Source organism: Sodalis sp. (in: enterobacteria), assembly GCF_051710625.1.
In the GTDB taxonomy this organism is placed as follows: domain Bacteria; phylum Pseudomonadota; class Gammaproteobacteria; order Enterobacterales; family Enterobacteriaceae; genus JBPESN01.
In genome coordinates, this window is record NZ_JBPESN010000126.1 from 1 (window position 1) to 755 (window position 755).

Sequence of the window (755 nt, forward strand, 5' to 3'; positions counted from 1 at the left end):
CATTACCTTTGATGAGCGTATCCAGGCCGCCAAGGCGTTAATTGATGATTGCATGGCGGAATGGACGCAGAATGCGCGACCGGCGCTGCTGGCCATTATTGACCAAGCGTTTTCCACCGATAAGAACGGTGATATTAATCCGGCCCGTATTCTGCAGCTGCGTCGCCATGATATTACCGACCCGCGCTGGTTGCGGGCGATAGATGCGCTGGCGGAAGCGGTGCAGGTGGTCAGCAGCAAGAGCTATATCCGCCTTTATAAGCGCATCGACAAGACCGGGCAATATCGGCCGCTGTCGCTGGATATCGCCGAGGTATGAATTATGAAGGCAGAACAGTTTAATCAATGCTATCCGGTCGGCGCATACTTTATTTATCAACCTAACCGGATTTTAAAAGAGGGCACATTAATAAGAACACTAAACAGGGCAACGGATTTAATCACCTGCACGGAGGTTGAAATTAATGTAGCGCCTTATTTTGCGAACATTCTGTGGCTGACGTCGAAATGCTGAATAAATGATGTATTAATACTCTGTTTTAGAATGGCGTCAATCCGCCGGTGCTGGCTTTCGCCAAATAAACGTCATGCCTGTTTTTCTCAACCCACCCGGGAGGAAATAAATATATTATATCGCGTGATTAAATGTGAATATGGGGATAACGGCAATCGCTGTCTTTATTATCTTAATGACTGCAGTCTGGTGCAGGAGTCACGCCTCGTCCCGGTGCCCTTCAGCCTGCGTTTTTATGATG

Annotated in this window: 1 protein-coding gene; it reads left to right on the plus strand. The window is 48.1% G+C overall.

The annotated features are described in order from the left end of the window. Positions 1–319, plus strand: a 319-nt coding sequence (locus ACTBDU_RS16435) for a DUF3164 family protein (RefSeq protein ID WP_438807214.1), incomplete at its 5' end; no start/stop codon positions are given. Positions 320–755: the final 436 nt, after the last annotated feature.